The sequence below is a fragment of the Streptomyces sp. NPDC032472 genome (assembly GCF_040636955.1).
Taxonomy (GTDB): domain Bacteria; phylum Actinomycetota; class Actinomycetes; order Streptomycetales; family Streptomycetaceae; genus Streptomyces.
In genome coordinates this window covers 55,461-77,238 of record NZ_JBEZVK010000010.1, presented here as the reverse complement: position 1 = coordinate 77,238, position 21,778 = coordinate 55,461, and the positions used below count along the sequence as shown (strand labels likewise).

15 protein-coding genes, 1 tRNA gene and 1 pseudogene are annotated in these 21,778 nt (G+C 73.4%); 13 read left to right on the top strand and 4 right to left on the bottom strand.

Going from position 1 to position 21,778, the window contains the following annotated elements; genetic code table 11:
* Nucleotides 1-31 precede the first annotated feature (31 nt).
* The 7 genes and pseudogenes from AB0F11_RS08760 (at nucleotide 32) to AB0F11_RS08730 (ending at nucleotide 9,902) form a co-directional block, all read left to right on the top strand.
* A tRNA-Ala gene (locus AB0F11_RS08760) sits at nucleotides 32-104 on the top strand.
* A 248-nt stretch (nucleotides 105-352) separates the two neighbouring features.
* Nucleotides 353-3,223 carry a leucine--tRNA ligase gene (leuS, locus tag AB0F11_RS08755; protein WP_362169850.1) on the top strand — a complete coding sequence of 957 codons (2,871 nt, stop codon included), beginning with the start codon at nucleotides 353-355 and terminating at the stop codon, nucleotides 3,221-3,223.
* Nucleotides 3,224-3,341: 118 nt separating this feature from the next.
* Nucleotides 3,342-4,121, top strand: a complete 780-nt coding sequence (locus tag AB0F11_RS08750; protein ID WP_362169848.1) for a hypothetical protein — start codon at nucleotides 3,342-3,344, stop codon at nucleotides 4,119-4,121.
* 207 nt (nucleotides 4,122-4,328) lie between these two features.
* On the top strand, nucleotides 4,329-5,174 hold the full coding sequence (locus tag AB0F11_RS08745) for a DegV family protein (RefSeq protein ID WP_361905336.1): 846 nt from the start codon (nucleotides 4,329-4,331) through the stop codon (nucleotides 5,172-5,174).
* A gap of 234 nt (nucleotides 5,175-5,408) precedes the next feature.
* Nucleotides 5,409-6,521, top strand: coding sequence for a ComEA family DNA-binding protein (locus AB0F11_RS08740; RefSeq protein ID WP_362169845.1), 1,113 nt, complete (start codon nucleotides 5,409-5,411; stop codon nucleotides 6,519-6,521).
* Nucleotides 6,518-8,884 (top strand): annotated as a pseudogene (locus tag AB0F11_RS08735) (ComEC/Rec2 family competence protein); the annotation flags it as partial. The gene AB0F11_RS08740 and the pseudogene AB0F11_RS08735, both read left to right, overlap by 4 nt.
* Before the next feature lie 136 nt (nucleotides 8,885-9,020).
* On the top strand, nucleotides 9,021-9,902 hold the full coding sequence (locus tag AB0F11_RS08730) for a YceI family protein (protein WP_362169843.1): 882 nt from the start codon (nucleotides 9,021-9,023) through the stop codon (nucleotides 9,900-9,902).
* A 17-nt stretch (nucleotides 9,903-9,919) separates the two neighbouring features.
* Here AB0F11_RS08730 and AB0F11_RS08725 read toward each other — a convergent pair whose 3' ends face one another.
* A complete protein-coding gene (locus tag AB0F11_RS08725; protein ID WP_362169841.1) occupies nucleotides 9,920-10,162 on the bottom strand; it encodes a hypothetical protein in 243 nt (80 codons plus the stop codon).
* Nucleotides 10,163-10,223: 61 nt separating this feature from the next.
* On the opposite strand from AB0F11_RS08725, the gene holA reads away from it, so the two are divergent.
* Entirely contained in the window at nucleotides 10,224-11,222 is a 999-nt protein-coding gene (holA, locus tag AB0F11_RS08720; RefSeq protein WP_362169839.1) for a DNA polymerase III subunit delta, read from the top strand.
* A gap of 612 nt (nucleotides 11,223-11,834) precedes the next feature.
* On the opposite strand, the gene rpsT is transcribed toward holA, so the two are convergent.
* Nucleotides 11,835-12,095 (bottom strand): 30S ribosomal protein S20, encoded by a 261-nt coding sequence (gene rpsT / locus AB0F11_RS08715; RefSeq protein ID WP_361905322.1) that lies wholly within the window; start codon nucleotides 12,093-12,095, stop codon nucleotides 11,835-11,837.
* A gap of 221 nt (nucleotides 12,096-12,316) precedes the next feature.
* Here rpsT and lepA point away from each other — a divergent pair, with 221 nt between their 5' ends.
* From lepA to hemW, 3 genes are all read left to right on the top strand, one after another.
* Entirely contained in the window at nucleotides 12,317-14,182 is a 1,866-nt protein-coding gene (gene lepA, locus AB0F11_RS08710; RefSeq protein WP_362169837.1) for a translation elongation factor 4, read from the top strand.
* 240 nt (nucleotides 14,183-14,422) lie between these two features.
* Nucleotides 14,423-16,312: an AMP-dependent synthetase/ligase gene (locus AB0F11_RS08705; RefSeq protein ID WP_362169835.1), complete on the top strand. Its 1,890-nt coding sequence runs from the start codon at nucleotides 14,423-14,425 to the stop codon at nucleotides 16,310-16,312.
* 156 nt (nucleotides 16,313-16,468) lie between these two features.
* The gene (hemW, locus tag AB0F11_RS08700; RefSeq protein WP_362169977.1) at nucleotides 16,469-17,671 is read left to right on the top strand and encodes a radical SAM family heme chaperone HemW; all 1,203 of its coding nucleotides are present in this window, start codon (nucleotides 16,469-16,471) and stop codon (nucleotides 17,669-17,671) included.
* 204 nt (nucleotides 17,672-17,875) lie between these two features.
* Here the strand turns inward: hemW and AB0F11_RS08695 are convergent, their stop codons facing one another.
* Nucleotides 17,876-18,679, bottom strand: a complete 804-nt coding sequence (locus AB0F11_RS08695) for a DUF3097 domain-containing protein (RefSeq protein WP_362169833.1) — start codon at nucleotides 18,677-18,679, stop codon at nucleotides 17,876-17,878.
* Between the two features lie 28 nt (nucleotides 18,680-18,707).
* The gene (locus AB0F11_RS08690) at nucleotides 18,708-19,433 is read right to left on the bottom strand and encodes an MBL fold metallo-hydrolase (protein WP_361905307.1); all 726 of its coding nucleotides are present in this window, start codon (nucleotides 19,431-19,433) and stop codon (nucleotides 18,708-18,710) included.
* A 165-nt stretch (nucleotides 19,434-19,598) separates the two neighbouring features.
* Here AB0F11_RS08690 and hrcA point away from each other — a divergent pair, with 165 nt between their 5' ends.
* On the top strand, nucleotides 19,599-20,615 hold the full coding sequence (hrcA, locus tag AB0F11_RS08685; protein ID WP_362169830.1) for a heat-inducible transcriptional repressor HrcA: 1,017 nt from the start codon (nucleotides 19,599-19,601) through the stop codon (nucleotides 20,613-20,615).
* The gene (gene dnaJ, locus AB0F11_RS08680; RefSeq protein ID WP_362169828.1) at nucleotides 20,616-21,752 is read left to right on the top strand and encodes a molecular chaperone DnaJ; all 1,137 of its coding nucleotides are present in this window, start codon (nucleotides 20,616-20,618) and stop codon (nucleotides 21,750-21,752) included.
* Nucleotides 21,753-21,778 lie beyond the last annotated feature (26 nt).

The following is a 21,778-nucleotide window of genomic DNA, read 5'->3' as shown; positions in this document are numbered from 1 at the left end:
CGAGAAGGGGCCCGGCGGCAGAGAGAAACAAGGGGCTATAGCTCAGTTGGTAGAGCGCCTGCATGGCATGCAGGAGGTCAGGAGTTCAATTCTCCTTAGCTCCACAGTGTGGAAGAGGGTCACCCGGATCGGGTGGCCCTCTTCTCGTTGTGCGGAACGACCGAGCGGCCGCCGGGACCCCTGCGGTACCCTGGCGCCATGCGTGCCGTACGCCTTCTGCTTACCGAGCCGCGCTGATCAGTACCGACCCCTCGAGACGGTCGGCATCGGCGCGGCGCCCCCTCCTGTGCGAGGGGCTTTTTCGTTTGAGCAAGCAGAGACGGCAGAGACGATCGATGGAGCTTCCAAAAACATGAGCGAGACGAACACCCCGGCCCCCGAGGCGGCCGAGGGGCACCGTTACACGGCTGCCATGGCCGCCGACATCGAGGCACGCTGGCAGGACGTATGGGACGCGCAGGGCACCTACGAGGCCCCGAACCCGGCCGGTGACCTGGCCGGGGACGCGGAGGTCGTCGCCCGCCCCAAGAAGTTCATCATGGACATGTTCCCGTACCCCTCGGGTGCGGGCCTGCACGTCGGCCACCCGCTGGGCTACATCGCCACCGACGTCTTCGCCCGCCACCAGCGGATGACCGGCCACAACGTCCTGCACACCCTGGGCTTCGACGCCTTCGGCCTGCCGGCCGAGCAGTACGCCGTCCAGACCGGCACGCACCCGCGCGTGTCCACCGAGGCGAACATCGAGAACATGAAGGCCCAGCTGCGCCGCCTGGGCCTGGGCCACGACAAGCGCCGGTCCTTCGCGACGATCGACCCGGACTACTACAAGTGGACCCAGTGGATCTTCCTGCAGATCTACAACTCCTGGTACGACACCGACGCGAAGAAGGCCCGCCCGATCGCCGAGCTGGTCGCCGCCTTCGCGGACGGCTCCCGCGAGGTCCCGGGCGGCCGCTCCTGGGACGCGCTGACCGCCGCCGAGCGGGCCGACGTCCTGAACGAGTACCGGCTGGCCTACGCCTCGGACGCGCCCGTCAACTGGTGCCCCGGCCTGGGCACCGTCCTGGCCAACGAGGAGGTCACCGCGGACGGCCGCTCCGAGCGCGGCAACTTCCCCGTCTTCAAGTCCCGGCTGAGCCAGTGGAACATGCGGATCACTGCCTACGCCGACCGGCTGCTGGACGACCTGGACGCGCTGGACTGGCCCGAGGCCATCAAGCTGCAGCAGCGGAACTGGATCGGCCGCTCCGAGGGCGCCCGCGTCGACTTCGCCGTCGGCGACGACGCGATCACCGTCTTCACCACCCGGCCCGACACCCTGTTCGGCGCCACGTACATGGTGCTGGCGCCCGAGCACCCGCTGGTCGAGAAGATCGTCCCGGCCGAGTGGCCCGAGGGCACCCACCAGGTGTGGACCGGCGGCTCCTCGACCCCCGGCGAGGCCGTGGACGCGTACCGCAAGCAGGCCGCCGCCAAGTCCGACGTCGAGCGCCAGGCCGAGGCCAAGGACAAGACCGGCGTCTTCACCGGCGCCTACGCGACCAACCCGGTCAGCGGCGCCCTGGTCCCGGTCTTCATCGCCGACTACGTGCTGATGGGCTACGGCACCGGCGCCATCATGGCCGTCCCCGCGCACGACTCCCGCGACTTCGCCTTCGCGCAGGCCTTCGAGCTGCCGGTGCGCTGCGTCGTGGAGCCCACGGACGACCGCGACGCCGACCCCGCCGAGTGGGAGGACGCGTTCACCTCGTACGACGGCACCCTGGTGAACTCCACCGGAGAGGGCATCTCCCTGGACGGCCTGGGCGTCGTCGAGGCGAAGGCCGCCATCACGGCCTGGCTGGCCGAGCGGGGCATCGGCGAAGGCACCGTCAACTTCCGGCTGCGCGACTGGCTGTTCAGCCGTCAGCGCTACTGGGGCGAGCCCTTCCCGATCGTCTACGACGAGGACGGCGTGGCGCACCCGCTGCCCGAGTCGATGCTGCCGCTGGAGCTGCCCGAGGTCGAGGACTACTCGCCGCGCACCTTCGAGCCCGACGACGCGTCCTCCAAGCCGGAGACCCCGCTGTCGCGCAACGAGGCCTGGGTCAACGTCGAGCTGGACCTGGGCGACGGCCGCGGCGTGCGCTCCTTCCGCCGCGAGACCAACACCATGCCCAACTGGGCCGGCTCCTGCTGGTACGAGCTGCGCTACCTGGACCCGCACAACGCGTCCGCGCTGGTCGACCCGGAGATCGAGCAGTACTGGATGGGCCCGCGCGAGGGCGCGCCGCACGGCGGTGTCGACCTGTACGTGGGCGGCGCCGAGCACGCGGTGCTGCACCTGCTGTACGCCCGCTTCTGGTCGAAGGTGCTGTTCGACCTGGGCCACGTCTCCTCGGCCGAGCCGTTCCACAAGCTGTTCAACCAGGGCATGATCCAGGCGTACGCGTACACCGACGCGCGCGGCGTGTACGTGCCGGCGGCCGAGGTCGAGGAGCGCGACGGCGCGTACTTCCACCAGGGCCAGCCGGTCAAGCGCGAGCACGGCAAGATGGGCAAGTCCCTGAAGAACGCCGTCACGCCGGACGAGATCTGCGAGGAGTACGGCGCCGACACGCTGCGCCTGTACGAGATGGCGATGGGCCCGCTGGACGTCTCGCGTCCGTGGGACACGCGGGCCGTGGTCGGCCAGTACCGGCTGCTGCAGCGCCTGTGGCGCAACATCGTGGACGAGGAGACGGGTGCCGTCACCGTCGTCGACGGCGAGCCCGGCGAGGACACCCTGCGCGCGCTGCACAAGGCGATCGACGGGGCCGGGTCGGACATGGCGGGCCTGCGCTTCAACACCGCCATCGCCAAGATCACCGAGCTGAACAACTTCCTGACCAAGGCGGGCCGCCCGCTGGAGCGCTCGGTCGCCGAACGGCTGGTCCTGCTGGTCGCCCCGCTGGCCCCGCACATCGCGGAGGAGCTGTGGCACCGCCTGGGCCACACCGACTCGGTCGTCCACCAGGACTTCCCGGTCGCGGACCCGGCGTACGTCGTGGACGAGACCGTGACCTGCGTCGTGCAGATCAAGGGCAAGGTCAAGGCCCGCCTGGAGGTGCCGCCGGCGATCTCCGAGGGTGAGCTGGAGCAGCTGGCGCTGGCCGACGAGGCGGTCGTGGCGGCGCTGGGCGGGGCCGAGATCCGCAAGGTGATCGTCCGCGCGCCGAAGCTGGTGAACATCGTCGTCTGACGGATCCCGCTGGTCTAGGGGTAGTCCCGTACGGGCAGGTTGGGGGTTCGTTTGGAACCCCTGGCCTGCCCGTGGCGTTTACGGTGGAGGGACGGGAAACGGCAGGGAAGGGGGCCTCGTGGACGCAGGCTTGATGATCATCATGTTTGCCCTGGTGATGCTGTTCGCCGTCCTGGGACTGGGCGTGTGGGCCACGGCGAAGGCCGTCGGTGCGGCGAAGCGCGGCGTGGACCGGACGATCACGCAGGCCCGGCGGACCGTGGAGGACACGGCGCTGAAGGCCAAGAGCATCGGCCAGGTCGGGGTCGGCGGCGCGCTGGCGCAGCTGCGGCTGGACCTGCGGACGTCGATGCGGGCGACGCGGGAGGCCCTGGACGAGGGCGTGCGGACGGACCCGTCGCTGAAGGAGTCCATCGGCCTGTTCCAGCAGCTCAGCGCGCACGGGCACGAGCTGGACGACGAGCTGCGGCGGATGGAGCAGGAGCCGGACCGGGCGCGTGTCGCAGCGGCCATGCCGGTGCTGAAGGAGCGGACTGCCAAGATCACGCAGGCCGCGGACTCGCTGCGGTGGGCGGCCCGGGAGCGGGCCCGCCGCTTCGCCGACGACGATCTGGCGCACCTGTCGGCGCAGATCGAGGTCGAGTCCGGAGCCCTGCGGGACTGGGCCTCGCGGCGGGACGCGGCCGACGACCTGGCTGCTGCTGCGGCCGCGTGGGACGCGGGGGCCGGCGGACCGGCGGCGGGGGCGTCGCCGGCGGCGGCGCCGGGGGCGGCGGGGGCGGCGGCTGGTTCGGCGCAGACCTCGGCAGGGGCGGCCTCGACTCCGGCCCTGGATCCGTCCGCGCCGGCGCCGGAGTACCCCTGGCAGAAGAGCCGGCGGCCCGAGGCGACGACCTGAGGCGGTCGGCGGCGGCCGGCGGGCGGTCCGCAGCGGTCGGCAGGCGGTCGGTCGGCGGTCGGTCGGCGGTCGGCAGGCGGGCGGTCCGCAGCGGTCGGTAGACGGTCGGCGGTCGGCAGGCGGTCAGGGGCGCTGAACGGGGCGTGACGGCGGTGGCAGGAGGGGTCGGGCTGCCGCGGCACCCCCTCTGGCGGTAACCTCCGGCTCATGTCCCGCCATGTCGCGATCGTCACCGATTCCACGGCCTACCTGCCCCAACCGGCCATGGCGCGGCACGGAATCACCTCCGTCCCGCTGACCGTGGTCCTCGGGGACGAAGCTCTCGAAGAGGGCACCGAGATCTCGGCCCGCAGCCTGGCCCTGGCCCTGCAGAAACGCCGCTCGGTGACCACCTCCCGGCCCGGTCCGGAGGAGTTCGTACGGGCCTACCGGGCGGCCGCGGAGGCCGGTGCGACCGGGATCGTCAGCCTGCACCTGTCCTCGGACTTCTCCGGCACCTACGACGCCGCCGTGCTGGCGGCGAAGACGGCCCCCGTGCCCGTGCGCGTGGTCGACACCGGCATGGTCGCCATGGCGCTGGGGTTCTGCGCCCTGGCCGCCGCCGAGACCGCCGAGGCGGGCGGCTCCGTCGACGAGGCCGTGGCCGCCGCCGAGAAGCGGGCCGCGGACATGTCGGCGTACTTCTACGTCGACACCCTGGACTATCTCCGGCGCGGCGGCCGCATCGGGGCCGCGCAGGCCCTCCTCGGCTCGGCCCTGGCCGTCAAGCCTCTGCTCACGCTGGACGGCGGGCGCATCGAGATGCTGGAGAAGGTGCGGACGGCGTCCAAGGCCATCGCGCGCCTGGAGGAGCTCGCGGTGGAGCGGGCCGGGACGGCGAGCGTGGACGTGGCCGTGCACCACCTCGCGGCGCCGGAGCGGGCCGAGAAGCTGGCGCAGCGGTTGCGCGAGCGCATCCCCGGGCTGGTCGAGCTGCACGTCAGCGAGGTCGGAGCGGTGATCGGCGCGCACACGGGTCCGGGGCTGCTGGCGGCGGTCGTCTCGCCGCGCTGAGCGCAGGGCCGATCGTCGGGCTGATCGTCGTGGCTGACCGCAGGGCCGATCGTCGGACTGATCGTCGTGGCTGACCGCAGGGGCTGCCGCCGGGCTGGTCGTCGGGGTTGGCCACCGGGCCGACCGCCGGGGCTGTGCACCGGAACGGGTGACGGAGATATCCACAACGGTGGGGATATCCACCGGAATTGAAGACTCCGAGCGGGGGTCGGGATCGGTTCCTACCGTCGTGGCATGACTCTTCGCAGGACGCTTCGTACGCGCACTTCGCACCGGGCGGGAGCGGGCAGCGGCCCGGGCCGCCCCCGCCCCTCGGACGGCCGCCTGCGCCGCGCCGGCAGCACCCGCCGCCATGCCCACTCCCCGGACCCGGAGGCACTCCGCCGCAGGGCCCGGGCTCTCTTGGGCGGCGGCCCGCCGCCTGAGGCGCGACCCGCCGGGGCACCGCCGGTCGCCGGGCCAGGCGTGCCGCCGGTGGCTCCGGCGGGGGCGCCGCCAGGCCGTCGGGCCGGTCCGTCCGCGGGGTTGGCGCCGCGAGCGCCGTCGGGTGTGGTGCCCGGCGGGCCGTTTGAGCTGCCGTCGTCCCGTGCGCCGGGCGCGCCGCCTCAGGCGGAGTTGCCGCCGGGCCTTCCGCCCGGACCGTCGGCGTCTGGCGAGTCGGTGCAGCCGCCTGGGGCGGCCGCCGGCCACCCGAACGCCCCGGCGGGGCTCGGGCGGTGGGTGGCCGTGCGGGAGCGGTTGCCGGTGTGGGTGCAGGCGCGGGTGGCGGTGCAGCCGCGGGCGGTGGCCGCCGTGGCGGTGGTGCTGGGCGCGGCGGTCGTCCTCGGGGTGCAGCAGTACTGGTCGGCCCGGCCGCAGCCGGTGACCGCGCCCGCGGTGGTGGGACCGGTTCCGGCGGCGGCGCCCGCCCCTGCCACGGGGCCGCCCGCCGGCTCCCGCATCGTGGTGGACGTCAGCGGCAAGGTCCGCGACCCGGGGGTGCGGCGGCTGCCCGCCGGGTCGCGGGTGGAGGACGCGCTCGCGGCCGCCGGGGGAGTGCCGCCCGGCACGGACACCACCGGGCTCAACCGGGCCAGGGTGCTGGTCGACGGCGAGCAGGTGGTGGTTGGAGGCCCGGCGCCGCCGGCCGCCCCGGGTTCGACCGGGCCCGGTTCGGGGCCGCTGAGTCTCGGTACGGCCACCGTGGAGCAGCTGGACGCGCTGCCCGGGGTGGGGCCGGTGCTGGCGCAGCACATCGTGGACTTCCGGACCGCCCGCGGCGGCTTCCGGTCGGTGGAGGAGCTCCGGCAGGTCGACGGCATCGGCGAGCAGCGCTTCGCCGACCTGCGCAAGCTGGTGCGGCCGTGAGCCCGGGCGAGGAGCGGGGGCCGGCGGACCTGCGGCTGGTGGTGCCGGCGCTGGCCGCCTGGGCTGCGGCCGCCGCCGCGCTCGACGCGCCGGCCGGGTGGACCGCCGCCGGGGCGGGGCTGGGCGTCGCAGCCGCCGGGCTGCTGCTCCTGGCGGGGTGCCGCCGGCCGGAGCGGCTGTGGCGGGCCGGGACGGCCGCGGCCCTGGCCCTGCTGTGCGCGGCCGGCGCCGCCACGGCGGCGGGGCTGACGCGGGCCGAGGAGCGCGCCGGGCCGGTGGCGGGCCTGGCCCGGGAGCACGCCCGGGTCGTTGCCGAGGTCACCGTCGCCTCCGACGCGCGGACCACGCGCGGGGGCAGCGGGCCGCCCGCCGTGGTGCTGGACGCGGTGGTGACCCGGGTGGGGCCGCCCGGCGGAGGACAGACCCGGGTCGCCACCCCGGTGCGGGTGCTCGCCGACGCGCAGTGGGCCGGGCTGCTGCCCTCCACCCGGGTGGCGGTGGAGGCCCGGCTGGCCCCGGGCCGGCCCGGGGAGCGGGCGGTGGCGCTGCTGCGGCCCGCCGGGGAGGCCCCGCCGCGGGTGACCGGCGGCCCGGATGCCGTCCAGCGGCTCGCCGGGCGGCTGCGGGCCGGGCTGCGCCGGGCCACCGAGGGACTCGCTCCGGACGCCCGGGCCCTGCTGCCGGCGCTGGTGGTCGGGGACACCTCCCGGGTGCCGCCCGACCTGGACGCGGCGTTCCGGGCCACCGACCTGCTGCACCTGCTGGCCGTCTCCGGGTCCAACCTGACCGTGGTGCTGTTCCTGCTCATCGGGCCCCCGGCCCGCGCGCAGCAGGCCGAGCGGCGGGGGCTCGCGCCCCGCCTGGGGCTGTCCCTGCGGGCGACGGCTCTCGGCGGGGCGGCGCTGACCCTCGGCTTCGTGGTCGTCTGCCGGCCGGACCCGAGCGTGCTGCGGGCCGCGGCCTGCGGCGGCATCGGCCTGCTGGCCCTCGCGACCGGCCGGCGCAGGTCCCTGCTCCCCGCCCTGGCGGCCGCCGTGCTGCTGCTGGTGCTCCACGATCCGTGGCTGGCCCGCAGCCCCGGGTTCCTGCTCTCGGTGCTGGCGACGGGGTCCCTGCTGACGCTCGCCCCGCGCTGGGGCGAGGCCCTGCGGCGGCGCGGCGTGCGGCCGCGGTTCGCCGAGGCGCTGGGGGCCGCCGCCGCTGCCCAGGCGGTGTGCGCGCCGGTGGTCGCGGTGCTGTCGGCCCGGGTCGGCCTGGTCGCCGTGCCCTGCAACCTGCTCGCCGAGCTCGCGGCGGGTCCCGCGACCGTGCTCGGTTTCGCGGCCCTCGCGTCGGCGCCGCTGTGCATGCCGGCGGCGGAACTGCTCGCCCGCTGTGCGGCGGTGCCGGCCGGGTGGATCGCCGCCGTGGCCCGGGGCGGGGCGCGGCTGCCCGGGGCGGAGGTGGCCTGGCCGGGCGGGCTCACCGGCGGGCTGCTGCTGGCCGCGGCCACCGTGGCCGCCGTCGGCCTCGGCCCGCGGCTGCGGGGCCGGCCGTGGGTGTGCGCGGCGCTGGTGGTGCTGCTGCTCCTCGCGGTGCTCCGGCCGCCGCAGCTCACCCGTACGCTCACCGGCTGGCCGCCGCCCGACTGGAGCTACGTCCAGTGCGCCGTGGGCCAGGGCGACGCCGCCGTGCTCGCCGCCGGGCCGGGCGCCGCCGTGGTGGTGGACGCGGGGCCCGAGCCCGGGCCGGTGGACGCGTGCCTGCGCAGCCTGGGGGTGCGCCGGGTGCCGCTGCTCCTGCTGACCCACTTCCACGCCGACCACGTGGGCGGCCTGTCCGGGGTGCTGCGGGGCCGGACCGTGGGGGTGATCCAGACCACCACGCTGGAAGAGCCCGCCGGGCAGGCCCGGTCGGTCCGGCGGGCCGCGGCGGCGGCCGGGGTGCCCGTCGCACCGGCCACGGCGGGGGAGCGGCGTCGCACCGGGCCGCTGGAATGGCAGGTGCTGTGGCCCCCGCCCGACGGCCCGCGGCCCCAGGGGCCCAACGACGCCAGCGTGGCCCTGCTGGTGCGCACCGCCGGCCTGACCCTGCTGCTGCTCGGCGACCTCGAACCGCCCTCGCAGCAGGCCCTGTTGAGCGCCCATCCGGACCTGGGCCCGGTCGATGTGCTCAAGGTCGCCCACCACGGCTCGGCGCACCAGGACCCTGCGCTGCAGGCCCGGATCCGACCCCGGCTCGCGATCGTGCCGGTCGGCGAGGGGAACCGCTACGGCCACCCCGCCGCGGGCACGCTCGCGCGGCTGCGCTCGCTCGGCGCGGCCGTTCTGCGCACCGACAGCGACGGCTCGATCGCGGTCAGCGGAAGCGGTCCGGGCCTACGGGCCTTCCCGTCGGGACGAAGGCGGCGACACGCCCATAGGGGGCGGGGCCCCTCTGTTTGCCCCCGACTCGACAGCATGATCGAATGCGTTCTCGCCACAGGGGTACAAGTCCATTCAGCACGGGGGTGCATCAACCATGTTCGGTCGCAGACGGGGGACGGAGACGGCCGGAAGTGCCGGCTCGCAGACATCCGCGACCCTGACACTGCCTCATACGGCGCGCCTGCTCAGCTGCCGGGTCCTCGACACGGTCCACCAGCCCGTCCGGCAGGCGAAGTTCGAGGTGACCGACCCGATCGGCCGGCGCATCGTCAGCGGCGAGACCGATCCGTACGGCGGCTTCACCGCGGCCGTCCCGGAGGGGGAGTACCGGCTCACCGTCACCGCCGACGGCTTCGCGCCCTTCCACGGGGCGACGATCGTGGGCGACACCGCGCAGCCCGGCACCGCCGAGATCATCCTCGATGCGGTGGAGCCGCCGCTGCTGCCGCAGCCCGGCCACTGGGAGCTCGACCCGGCGCACTCGTCGATCGCCTTCACGGCGCGGCACATCGGCTTCGCCCGGATCCGCGGCCGGTTCAACACCTTCGCCGGCGCGGTGCGGATAGCCGACCGCATGGAGGACTCCTCCATGCACGTGATCATCGATGCGGCGAGCATCGACACCGGGCTGCGGATGCGGGACGACCACCTGCGTTCGGCGGACTTCCTGGACGCGGTCCGCTACCCGACCGTGGAGTTCTACAGCGAGCGGTTCATCCACCGCAGCGGCAGCCGCTGGGCCGTTGCGGGCGCCCTGACGCTGCACGGCACCAGCCGCTCGGTGACCCTGGACACCGAGTACCTGGGCCTGGGAACGGGGCTGGAGGGCGAGCCGCGCGCCGCTTGCCGGGCCTCCGCCGAACTCCACCGCGAGGACTTCACCCTGAACTGGCAGTCCCTGCTGGCGAACGGGGTCGCGGCGATCGGCTCCAGCGTGGACGTCACCCTCGACGTGCAGATCGTCCACAAGGCCTGAGGCGGGCCCGGGCGGTCCTACGGGGCCTCAAGCCAGCCTTCGTACGCGGCGGCGAGGCCGTCCAGCTCCGCGACGTCGAGCTGCTGCCCGGGGTCCTCGACGACCACCAGCCACTGGGCGTCCTCGGCGTCGTCCTCGCCGGCCAGGGCGTCGCGGACCAGCTGCGGCTCCTCCGGCAGGCCGAAGCGGTCGACGACCTCCCCGGCCACCTCCTCGGCGGCGTCGCGGTCGGGCAGCACCAGTACATGTCGCAGGTTCACGCGTCCATTCTCGGGTACGCGGCGCGGGGGACTGTCGGTGCGGCGTGGGATCCTGGGGGCGATGGCCACCAGGAAGAACACCACCGACGATCCGCTCGCCCCGCTCACCCTCGCGGTGGGGCAGGAGGACCTGCTGCTCGACCGCGCCGTACGGGAGGTGGTGGCGGCCGCCCGCGCCGCCGACCCCGAAACCGATGTGCGCGACCTCAACCCGGAGCAGCTCCAGCCCGGCACCCTGGCCGAGCTGACCAGCCCCTCGCTGTTCTCCGAGCGCAAGGTGCTGGTCGTGCGCAACGCGCAGGACCTGTCCGCGGACACCGTCAAGGACGTCAAGGCGTACCTGGCGGCCCCCGACGAGGACGTCGTCCTCGTGCTCCTCCACGCGGGCGGGGCCAAGGGCAAGGGCCTGCTGGACGCGGCCCGCAAGGCCGGAGCCCGGGAGATCGCCTGCCCGAAGATGACGAAGGCCGCGGACCGGCTGGCGTTCGTGCGGGGCGAGTTCCGCACGCTGGGCCGCTCCGCGACCCCGGAGGCCTGCCAGGCGCTGGTCGATGCGATCGGCAGCGACCTGCGGGAGCTGGCCAGCGCGGCGGCGCAGCTCTGTGCGGACGTCGAGGGCACCATCGACGAGGCTGTGGTCGGCCGCTACTACACCGGCCGGGCCGAGGCCTCCAGCTTCACCGTCGCCGACCGGGCCGTCGAGGGCCGGGCCGCGGAGGCCCTGGAAGCCCTGCGCTGGTCCCTGGCGACCGGCGTGGCGCCCGTGCTGATCACAAGTGCCCTTGCTCAGGCGGTCCGGGCGATCGGCAAGCTGGCCTCCGCACCCCGCGGAGCCCGCCCCGGCGACCTCGCCCGCGACCTCGGCATGCCCCCCTGGAAGATCGACCGGGTCCGCCAGCAGATGCGCGGCTGGTCGGCGGACGGCGTCGCCGACGCCCTGCGCGCGGTCGCGGAGGCCGACGCGGGCGTCAAGGGCGGCGGCGACGACCCCGAATACGCCCTGGAGAAGGCCGTCGTGGCCGTAGCCCGCGCGGCCCGCCCCCGCCGGCCCGCGTACTGACCGCCGCCGCCGACAGGCGTGCCCGCGCGGCGGTCCGGCCGCGCCGGTGCTCCTGCCAGAGCAGCACCTGCCCGCTGACCCCGATGAGGGCGCCCACCACGCCGAGGACGATCAGCGGACTGCCCCACCCCGCCGATCGGCAGCGGGCTCCTGAACGACCTGCCCGCCCTGCCGGAGCTGTCCGGTCTGCTGCCCGCTGCCCGCTGCCCGCTGCCCAGGTCCTTGAGCGTCAGCTGCCCGATGCACCGGGCCAGCCCGCCCACCTCGGCCCGTCGGCGGGCGTCGAGGACGACCGCGCTCCTGGTGGAGGCCGGAGTCGGGCCGACCGGCGATCCGACCGGCGCGGCATCCCGCCTCGGGAGCGGGTCCTGGTGCATGAACCAGGGTGCGGGTGTGCCCCGGGGCACGCATTCCCGGGCGTCATCCGGGGGCATGCATGCCGAAGGCCCCGGCCGCCGCCCTGGGGAAGGGCGGAGGCCGGGGCCTTCGGTCACTGCTGTGTGCGCCGCACCCGCGTGGCGAACGCAGGCCGCGTGCGGCGCGGGGTGCCGGTCAGGAGCGGATGAGAGGGCCCGCTTGGTCCGTCCCGGCGATCACATCGAGTGCGGAACCTCAGACGGAGGCAACCTTGGAGGCCAGCGCCGACTTCTTGTTGGCGGCGGCGTTCTTGTGGATGACACCCTTCGAGACGGCCTTGTCCAGCTTCTTGGAAGCCAGGCGGACCGCAGCGGTGGCCTTCTCCGCGTCGCCGGCGAGGATGGCCTCGTTGGCCTTGCGGATGAAGGTGCGCAGCTCGGACTTGACCGACTTGTTGCGAAGGCGAGCCTTCTCGTTGGTCTTGTTCCGCTTGATCTGGGACTTGATGTTCGCCACGAAAGAGCCTTTTCAGGTTCAGAGTTTTTTCGGACGTGCCTCGTCTGCTGAGAGGGCATGCGAGACACAGCCACCCAGGCTACCAGGCGCGCTTCGACCGGCCCAAACCGAGCGCATCCCTGCGTCCATGGGACCATGGGAGTCTGCGTACAGATCCGCCTGTCGCACAGACCGACGCTCAGCCAACGCTTCAGACTGCGACCCGAGAATCAGGACACTGCGTGCCCGCCATCCCCAGCAACGTGCCCGAGCCGAGCCGTACCGACCCGGCGCTGATCCGCAACTTCTGCATCATCGCGCACATCGACCACGGCAAGTCGACGCTTGCCGACCGGATGCTCCAGCTCACCGGCGTCGTCGACCAGCGGCAGATGCGCGCCCAGTACCTGGACCGCATGGACATCGAGCGTGAGCGCGGCATCACGATCAAGTCCCAGGCGGTCCGTCTGCCCTGGGCGCCCACCTCGGGCGACGGCATGGGCAAGACGCACATCCTCAACATGATCGACACCCCCGGGCACGTCGACTTCACCTACGAGGTCTCCCGCTCCCTCGCCGCGTGCGAGGGCACGATCCTCCTGGTGGACGCCGCCCAGGGCATCGAGGCCCAGACCCTCGCCAACCTCTACCTGGCGATGGAGAACGACCTCACCATCGTCCCGGTCCTCAACAAGATCGACCTGCCGGCCGCCCAGCCGGAGAAGTTCGCCGAGGAGCTGGCGAACCTGGTCGGCTGTGAGCCCGACGACGTGCTGCGGGTCTCCGCCAAGACGGGCATCGGCGTGGACGCGCTGCTCGACCGCGTGGTGCAGAACGTCCCCGCGCCGGTCGGCGTCAAGGACGCCCCCGCCCGCGCGATGATCTTCGACTCCGTCTACGACTCGTACCGCGGCGTCGTGACGTACGTCCGTGTGGTCGACGGCACGCTCAACAAGCGCGAGCGCATCCGCATGATGTCCACCAACGCCACCCACGAGCTGCTGGAGATCGGCTGCAACTCGCCCGAGATGCTGCCGGCCGACGGCCTCTCGGTCGGCGAGGTGGGCTACCTGATCACCGGTGTGAAGGACGTCCGCCAGTCCAAGGTCGGCGACACCATCACCCAGATGACGGGCGGCGCCACCGAGGCGCTGGGCGGCTACAAGGACCCCAAGCCGATGGTGTTCTCGGGCCTGTACCCGCTGGACGGCTCCGACTACCCCGAGCTGCGCGAGGCCCTGGACAAGCTCCAGCTCAACGACGCCGCCCTGGTCTACGAGCCGGAGACCTCCGCCGCCCTCGGCTTCGGCTTCCGCGTCGGCTTCCTCGGCCTGCTGCACCTGGACGTGATCCGCGAGCGCCTGGAGCGCGAGTTCGGCCTCGACCTGATCGCGACCGCGCCGAACGTGGTCTACCGGGTCGTCCTGGAGGACGGCAAGGAGATCACGGTCACCAACCCGAGCGAGTTCCCCGAGGGCAAGATCTCGGACGTGTTCGAGCCGGTCGTGCGCGCCACGATCCTCGCCCCGACCGAGTTCATCGGCTCGATCATGGAGCTGTGCCAGAACCGCCGCGGAACCCTGCTCGGCATGGACTACCTCTCCGAGGACCGCGTCGAGATCCGCTACACCCTGCCCCTCGCCGAGATCGTCTTCGACTTCTTCGACCAGCTGAAGTCCAAGACGCGCGGCTACGCCTCCCTGGACTACGAGCCCACCGGCGAGCAGTCCTCCAGCCTGGTCAAGGTGGACATCCTGCTCCACGGCGACAAGGTCGACGCGTTCTCCGCCATCACCCACAAGGACGCCGCCTACGCGTACGGCGTGCGCCTGGTGGCCAAGCTACGCGAGCTGATCCCGCGGCAGGCCTTCGAGGTGCCGGTCCAGGCCGCGATCGGCTCCCGCGTCATCGCCCGCGAGACGATCCGCGCCATCCGCAAGGACGTCCTCGCCAAGTGCTACGGCGGTGACATCTCCCGTAAGCGGAAGCTGCTGGAGAAGCAGAAGGAAGGCAAGAAGCGCATGAAGATGGTCGGCTCGGTGGAGGTCCCGCAGGACGCCTTCATCGCCGTCCTGTCGAGTGACGAGTCGGGCGCCAAGAAGAAGTAGCCGTCCGTAGCCGTCTGCCGTGCACGGCATGCGGAACAGGCCCCCGCGCAGCGCCGCGGGGGCCTGTTTCGTTATGAATCGGCGGCTCAAGGGCCCTTACGCGGCAGGCGGCGGCGCCCTACCCTGATCACTACCCGTTTGGTTACTCGCCAGTTACAAACCCTGTTGCAAGCCCTGTTGGAAGCCGCCGTCCACCCCACGGGGACGGCCAGGCCCTGCCGCGTGGTCCGGAGGACGTCCGTGAGCGACACACAGACCCTGATCGAGAACCGTCCGCCCACCGTGGCGGCCCTCTTCCTTGAGCGTGTCGCCGCCACGCCGAACAACGAGGCCTACCGGTACCCGGTGCCCGCGGCCGCCGGCAGCGGACCCGACGACTGGAAGTCGCTGAGCTGGGGCCAGGCGGCCGAGCGGGTCTTCGCCATCGCCGCCGGACTGATCGACCTCGGCCTGGAGCCCGAGCAGCGGGTCGCGCTCGCCTCCAACACCCGCGTCGAGTGGATCCTCTCCGACCTGGGCGTGATGTGCGCGGGCGGCGCCGTGACCACCATCTACCCCAGCACCAACGCCGAGGAGTCGGCGTTCATCCTCTCCGACTCCGCCAGCCGCGTGCTGATCGCCGAGGACGCCGCCCAGCTGGCCAAGGCCCGTGAGCGCCGCGCCGACCTGCCCGAACTCGCCCACGTGGTCGTCCTGGAGGCCGCCGACGCGGTCGCCGCCGAGGGCGACCCGGAGGGCTGGGTGCTCTCCCTCGCCGAGCTCGAGGCGCGCGGCAAGGAGTACCTCGCCAAGCACCCGGAGGCGGTCAAGGAGCGCATCGGCTCCATCGCCTCCGACCAGCTCGCCACGCTGATCTACACCTCCGGCACCACCGGCCGCCCCAAGGGCGTCCGCCTCCCGCACGACAACTGGGCGTACATGGCCAAGGCCACCGTCGCCACCGGCATGATCCACAGCGACGACGTGCAGTACCTGTGGCTGCCGCTCGCCCACGTCTTCGGCAAGGTGCTCACCTCCGGCCAGATCGAGGTCGGGCACGTCACCGCCGTCGACGGCCGCATCGACAAGATCATCGAGAACCTGCCGGTGGTCCAGCCCACCTACATGGCGGCCGTCCCGCGCATCTTCGAGAAGGTCTACAACGGCGTCGCCGCCAAGGCCCGGGCCGGAGGCGGGGCCAAGTACAAGATCTTCAAGTGGTCGGTGGACGTCGCCCGCGAGTACGCCCGGACCACCCAGGACAACTACCGGCGCACCGGCAGCCCCAGCGTCCCCTTCGGCCTCGCCACCAAGCACAAGATCGCCGACGCGCTCGTCTACTCCAAGCTCCGCGACGCCTTCGGCGGTCGGCTGCGCGCCGCCGTCTCCGGCGCCTCCGCCCTCGCCCCCGAGATCGGCTACTTCTTCTCCGGCGCCGGCGTCCACATCCTCGAGGGCTACGGCCTCACCGAGTCCAGCGCCGCGTCCTTCGTCAACCCCGGCGAGGCCTACCGCACCGGCACCGTCGGCAAGCCGTTGCCCGGCACCGAGGTCCGCATCGCCGACGACGGCGAGATCCTGCTGCGCGGCCCCGGCATCATGCAGGGCTACCACGGCCAGCCGGACAAGACCGCCGAGGTGCTGGAGGAGGACGGCTGGCTGCACACCGGCGACATCGGCGAGCTCTCGCCCGACGGCTACCTGCGCATCACCGACCGCAAGAAGGACCTGATCAAGACCTCCGGCGGCAAGTACGTCGCCCCGGCCGAGATCGAGGGCCAGTTCAAGGCGATCTGCCCGTTCGTGTCGAGCATCGTCGTGCACGGCGCCGACCGGAACTTCTGCACCGCCCTGATCGCCCTCGACGAGCCCGCGATCCTCGGATGGGCCGCCGAGCACGGCCTCGAGGGCAAGAGCTACGCCGAGGTGCTCGCCGCCGCCGAGACCAACCGGCTCGTCGAGACGTACGTACAGACCCTCAACGAGGGCCTCCAGCGCTGGCAGACCATCAAGAAGTTCCGGATCCTGCCGCGCGACCTCGACGTCGAGCACGGCGACCTCACCCCGAGCCTGAAGCTGAAGCGGCCGGTCGTCGAGCGTGAGTTCAAGCACCTGATCGACGAGATGTACGAGGGCGCCCGCGAGGCGTAAACCCTGCAACGGCGGCGGTACCCGGGCCCCGCGGTCCGGGGCGCCGCTGTCCGCGGCGGGCCGCCGGGCGGGGCCGGACGGGCTCCGGCGGCCGGGGCCCGGGGCGGCGTGCGGGACAATGGGGGCATGCCTTCCGCCCTGCCCGACGGTGACCCCATGCCCGAGGACGGCGCCCTGCCGTCGCACGCCCTGGCGGGCGCCGGGGACCGGCCCCTCGGCTTCTACCTGCACGTCCCGTACTGCGCCACGCGCTGCGGGTACTGCGACTTCAACACCTACACCGCGACCGAGCTGCGCGGCACCGGCGGCGTGCTCGCCTCCCGGGACAACTACGCCGACACCCTGATCGACGAGGTCCGCCTCGCCCGCAAGGTCCTCGGCGACGACCCGCGCCCCGTGCGCACCGTGTTCGTCGGCGGCGGCACCCCGACCCTGCTGCCCGCCGCGCACCTGGTCCGCATGCTCGCGGCGATCCGCGAGGACTTCGGGCTCGCGGACGACGCCGAGATCACCACCGAGGCCAATCCGGAGTCCGTCGACCCCGCGTACCTGGCCGAGCTGCGCGCCGGCGGCTTCAACCGGATCTCCTTCGGCATGCAGAGCGCGAAGCAGCACGTGCTGAAGGTGCTGGACCGCACGCACACGCCCGGGCGCCCCGAGGCGTGCGTCGCCGAGGCCCGGCGGGCCGGCTTCGAGCACGTCAACCTGGACCTGATCTACGGCACCCCCGGGGAGTCGGACGACGACTGGCGCGCCTCGCTGGACGCCGCGCTCGGCGCCGGGCCGGACCACGTCTCCGCGTACGCGCTGATCGTGGAGGAGGGCACGCAGCTCGCGCGGCGGATCCGGCGCGGCGAGGTCCCGATGACCGACGACGACGTCCACGCCGACCGCTACCTGATCGCGGACGAGGTGCTCGCCGGGGCGGGCTACGGCTGGTACGAGGTGTCCAACTGGGCCACCTCGGAGGCCGGGCGGTGCCTGCACAACGAGCTGTACTGGCGGGGGGCCGACTGGTGGGGTGCGGGGCCGGGGGCGCACAGCCACGTGGGCGGCGTGCGGTGGTGGAACGTGAAGCACCCGGGTGCGTATGCGGCCGCGCTGGCCGAGGGGCGGTCGCCCGGGGCCGGGCGTGAGCTGCTGTCCGACGAGGACCGGCGGGTGGAGCGGATCCTGCTGGAGCTGCGGCTGGTGGACGGCTGCCCGCTGTCGCTCCTTGCCCCCGCAGGGCTGGCGGCGTCCCACCGAGCGCTGGAGGACGGCCTGCTGGAGCCGGCCCCCTACGCGGACGGCCGGGCCGTCCTGACCCTCCGCGGCCGGCTCCTCGCCGACGCGGTGGTCCGAGCCCTGGTCGACTGACCGCCGCGGCTCCCGCGGCCCCCGCTGCGCGGAGCCGTTTCCCCACCCCGCCCCTTCCCGAAACCGGGGCTGATTTCAGCCCGAGCGGCGTTTGAGCGCACCGGGCGCGGAGCGCCCGGAACCGGGTCCGGGGCGGAGCCCCGGTTTCGGGAAGGGGCGGGGAGGGGAACTGGCGCGCGCAGCGCAAACAGCGGCGGCGGGCCGTCAGGCCGTGACGTGGTCGATCAGGTGTTCCACCGCGCCCAGGAGGGGCGGTTCCAGGTCGCGGTACGACGTCACGCGGGACAGGATGTGCTGCCAGGCGGCCCCCGTGTTCGGCGGCCAGCCCAGCGCCCGGCAGACGCCCGTCTTCCAGTCCTGCCCCCGTGGGACCTGCGGCCACGCCGTGATGCCGAGGGCGGCGGGCTTCACCGCCTGCCAGACGTCCACGTACGGGTGGCCCACCACCAGCACGTGCTCGGAGGACACCTCCGCCGCGATCCGGGACTCCTTCGAGCCGGGGACCAGGTGGTCCACCAGGACCCCCAGGCGGGCGTCCGGCCCGGGGGCGAAGGCCGCCACGACCGCGGGGAGGTCGTCGACGCCCTCCAGGTACTCCACCACGACCCCCTCGATCCGCAGGTCGTCGCCCCACACCCGCTCGACCAGCTCGGCGTCGTGCCGCCCCTCGACGTAGATCCGCCCGGCCCGCGCCACCCGCGCCCGGGCCCCGGGTACGGCGATCGAGCCCGACGCCGTGCGCCGCGGCCCGGCCGGGGCCCGCAAGGGCCGTACGAGGGTCACGGCGGCCCCCTCCAGCAGGAACCCGCCCGGCTGGAGCGGGAAGACCCGCCGCTTGCCGAAGCGGTCCTCCAGCGTCACGGTGCCCGCCTCGCAGCCCACCACCGCCCCGCAGAAGTCCGTACCCGCCACCTCGACCACCAGATCGGGTTCGGCCGGCACCTCGGGCACCGGCACGGCCTTGGCGCGCTTCCACGGCGGGGTCAGGTCGGGGGAGTACTCACGCATCCGGCCGACACTAGGAGAGCCGGCGCGCTCAGGCGCCCGACACGCCGAAACGCGCCGCCAGTGTGTCGCGTTGCGCACGCACGAACGCCGCGTCGACCACCGCCCCGTGCCCCGGCACGTACAGCGCGTCCTCCCCGCCCAGCGCCAGCAGCCGGTCCAGGGCCGCCGGCCACTGCCCCGGCACCGCGTCGGGCCCCGCCTGGGGCTCGCCGGACTCCTCCACCAGGTCCCCGCAGAACACCGTCTCCCGCTCGCCCGGCACGAAGACGGCCAGGTCGTACCCGGTGTGGCCCGGCCCCACGTTGGCCAGCAGCGCCTGCACCCCGCCCAGCTCCAGCGTCCACTCGCCCGACACCAGGTGCCGCGGCGGCACCAGCAGGTCGGCGGCCTCGGCGGCCTCCGCCGGATCCAGGCCCTGGCGCACCGCGTCGCTGCGCAGCCCGTCGCGGTCCGCGAGGAGCTCGGCGTCCAGGCCGACGGCCCCGTACACCTCGGCCCCGGAGAACGCGGCCCCGCCCAGGACGTGATCGAAGTGCCCGTGCGTGAATGCGATATGGGTCACGCGCCGACCGGTCAGCCGCTCCGCCTCGGACCTCAGCTGCGCCCCTTCGCGGACGCTCGAACCGGGGTCGACCAGAAGGACGGAATCGTCGCCGACCACCAGTCCCACCGTGCAATCCCACACCGGAAGGCGTCTGCGGCCGGTCCTCCGCGTCAACCGTTCCCACCCGGCCTCTTCCCAACGTACGTCCATGCCGCGACGCTACCTGGCGGGGCCACCTGGCGGGCCACCCTTGCTAGCCGCGTACTACCCGGCCGTACACTGACCGGGGGATCTCTGGCACTCGTGCGACCCGAGTGCCAGACGCCACGGACGACCCTCACGACGACCCGCATCACAGCTGGAGGTGTGCACGCGATGCTCAGCGAACGCAGACTCGAGGTGCTGCGCGCCATTGTCCAGGACTATGTCGGGACGGAGGAGCCGGTCGGCTCCAAGGCGCTGACCGAGCGGCACCGACTCGGCGTCTCGCCGGCCACCGTGCGCAACGACATGGCGGTGCTGGAGGAGGAGGGCTACATCGCCCAGCCCCACACCAGCGCCGGCCGGATCCCCACGGACAAGGGATACCGGCTCTTCGTCGACAAGCTCGCCGGCGTCAAGCCGCTGTCGACGCCGGAGCGCCGGGCCATCCAGAACTTCCTCGACGGCGCCGTCGACCTCGACGACGTCGTGGGCCGCACGGTGCGGCTGCTCGCGCAGCTGACGCGGCAGGTCGCGATCGTCCAGTACCCCTCGCTGACCCGCTCCACCGTCCGGCACGTCGAGCTGCTCGCGCTGGCACCCGCCCGCCTGATGCTCGTGCTGATCACGGACACGGGCCGGGTCGAGCAGCGGCTCGTCGACTGCCAGCTGCCGTTCGGCGAGACCTCGCTGGCCGATCTGCGGGCGCGGCTCAACAGCCGTGTGGTGGGCCGCCGGTTCACCGACGTCCCGCAGCTGGTGCAGGACCTGCCGGAGTCCTTCGAGCCCGACGACCGGCCGACGGTGTCGACCGTGCTGTCTACGCTGCTGGAGACCCTGGCCGAGGAGGCCGAGGAGCGCCTGATGATCGGCGGCACCGCCAATCTGACGCGCTCCGGGCACGATTTTCCCCTGACGATCAGGCCGGTGCTCGAGGCGCTGGAGGAGCAGGTCGTGCTCCTCAAGCTGCTCGGCGAGGCCAATGAATCGGGCATGGCCGTACGGATCGGGCATGAGAATGCCTACGAGGGACTGAACTCCACGTCCGTCGTGTCGGTCGGCTACGGTTCGGGCGGCGAAACTGTCGCCAAACTCGGCGTGGTCGGACCGACCCGCATGGACTACCCCGGAACGATGGGAGCGGTACGCGCAGTGGCACGTTACGTCGGACAGATCCTGGCGGAGTCGTAAGTGGCCACGGACTACTACGCCGTACTCGGCGTGCGCCGCGACGCATCGCAGGACGAGATCAAGAAGGCCTTCCGCCGTCTCGCGCGCGAACTCCACCCGGACGTGAACCCGGACCCGAAGACGCAGGAGCGCTTCAAGGAGATCAACGCGGCCTACGAGGTCCTGTCGGATCCGCAGAAGAAGCAGGTCTACGACCTCGGCGGCGACCCGCTGTCCTCCTCGGGCGGTGCGGGCGCGGGCGGCTTCGGTGCCGGTGGCTTCGGCAACTTCTCCGACATCATGGACGCCTTCTTCGGCCAGGCGGCGCAGCGCGGTCCGCGCTCGCGCACCCGCCGCGGCCAGGACGCCATGATCCGCCTCGACCTGGAGCTGGACGAGGCCGCCTTCGGCACGACCAAGGACATCCAGGTCGACACCGCCGTCGTCTGCACCACCTGCTCCGGCGAGGGCGCCGCCCCCGGCACCTCCGCGCAGACGTGCGACATGTGCCGCGGGCGCGGTGAGGTCTCGCAGGTCACCCGGTCCTTCCTGGGCCAGGTCATGACCTCGCGCCCCTGCCCGCAGTGCCAGGGCTTCGGCACCGTGGTCCCGACCCCGTGCCCCGAGTGCGCGGGTGACGGCCGGGTCCGCTCCCGCCGCAGCCTGACGGTCAAGATCCCGGCCGGTGTCGAGAACGGCACCCGCATCCAGCTCGCGGGCGAGGGCGAGGTCGGCCCCGGCGGCGGCCCCGCCGGCGACCTGTACGTCGAGATCCACGAGCTGCCGCACCCGACCTTCCAGCGGCGCGGGGACGACCTGCACTGCACGGTCACCATCCCCATGACGGCGGCGGCCCTGGGCACCAAGTGCCCGCTGGAGACGCTGGACGGCATGGAGGAGATCGACGTCCGGCCCGGCACCCAGTCCGGCCAGTCGATCCCGCTGCACGGGCGCGGCGTGACGCACCTGCGCGGCGGCGGCCGCGGCGACCTGATCGTCCACGTCGAGGTGCAGACCCCGGCCAAGCTGGACCCCCAGCAGGAGGAGCTGCTGCGCCAGCTGGCGAAGCTGCGCGGCGAGGAGCGGCCGATGGGCCAGTTCGCGCCGGGCCAGCAGGGCCTGTTCAGCCGCCTGAAGGACGCGTTCAACGGCCGCTGAGCCGCAGGACCGCTGTTGCGGGCCCG